Source organism: Halorubrum sp. AD140, from assembly GCF_034497445.1.
Taxonomy (GTDB): Archaea; Halobacteriota; Halobacteria; order Halobacteriales; family Haloferacaceae; genus Halorubrum.
Genome location: NZ_JAXRUU010000320.1, coordinates 1 through 1,066 on the forward strand (window position 1 = coordinate 1; position 1,066 = coordinate 1,066).

Annotated in this window: 2 protein-coding genes; one reads left to right on the top strand and one right to left on the bottom strand. The window is 70.3% G+C overall.

Annotated elements, in window-relative coordinates:
* Positions 1-35 precede the first annotated feature (35 nt).
* On the top strand, positions 36-227 hold the full coding sequence (locus U4E84_RS18510; protein ID WP_017344020.1) for a UPF0175 family protein: 192 nt from the start codon (positions 36-38) through the stop codon (positions 225-227).
* A 126-nt stretch (positions 228-353) separates the two neighbouring features.
* On the opposite strand, the gene U4E84_RS18515 is transcribed toward U4E84_RS18510, so the two are convergent.
* Positions 354-1,066, bottom strand: a 713-nt coding sequence (locus U4E84_RS18515) for an NMD3-related protein (RefSeq protein ID WP_322533519.1), incomplete at its 5' end; no start/stop codon positions are given.

The window sequence follows — 1,066 nt, forward strand, 5'->3', positions numbered from 1 at the left end:
TAACCTTCATAATCCCTCACGCGACTACTGGATGTATGGCCACGAACGGGCTGTCGAGTGCGCTGACGCTGTACGGTGCGCGAACCCTGACGCTGTCGCAGGCGGCCGCACAGGCAGGGCTCAGTGAGGCCGAGTTCATCGAGCAGCTCGAACGCCGCGGCATCGAGGTAACGGAGTCCGAGCGCGCCGCAGCCCTCGGCCGCGAACAGCCCGCCCGCGCCGACTGAACGTCTCCCGCCCCGCTGACGACGTCGACGCGCCGACCGGATTTTGCGGCTCTCTTCCACGACCGATCAGTTACGCTCCCGCGTGGGCGACGCTCGGGGCGAGTTCGACGCGGTCCACGAGCGGCGTCAGTCTCGACTCGGAGCCGACGCCGCGGTCCGTTCAGCTCCTTCTTCCGGCACGAGGTGAACGTCGCCGCCGTGTTCGAACGCGAGAACCGCGTCGTCGTCGTCGTCGACGAACGCCGGGTTCGGGACCGTCTTCGCCTCGTAGGTGACGGGGTCGAGCACCTGGATCGCGTTCTCGTCCTCGACGGTCACGACCGTCGTCTCCGCCGCGTCGTCGCGGGTGCCGAGCCGGGTCGCCTCGGGGGCCTCCCCGTCCGCGAACGCGGAGGTGTACTCCGCGCCGCTCGCGAGGCGCACGCCCCGGAGGCGGTCGGAGACGCCCGTGACGAGGACGGGGCCGTCGCCGTCCTCGGGGTCGATTATCTCGCCTTCCGCGTACTTCGGCAGCCGGACCGCGAAGGTGACGCGGTACACCTCGTTGCCGTCGCCGTCCTCGGTGACCAAGGTCGGGTACGACTCGAAGCTCCCGCCGAGCGACTCGGTGATCCGCGTCGCGACGTTCTGCGCGAGCCGGTTCGAGGAGAGCTTGACGTCCGGCCCGTCGTCGGTCTCTTTCACCTCGGTGATGAACGCCTCGCGGTCGCCGTCGGCCTCCTGGTCGGCCACGTACGTCTCGGCGATGTCGAGCGCCTCGGCGCGCTCCGCGGGCGTGAGGTCGCGCTCGTCGGCGCGGACCTGACCGATCCCCGCGTAGTAGCCGCCGGCGATGCGCC

Excerpts from the sequence above, each read along its gene's own strand:
- U4E84_RS18510 (WP_017344020.1), top strand. The coding sequence starts at position 36 with ATGGCCACGAACGGGCTGTCGAGTGCGCTGACGCTGTACGGTGCGCGA.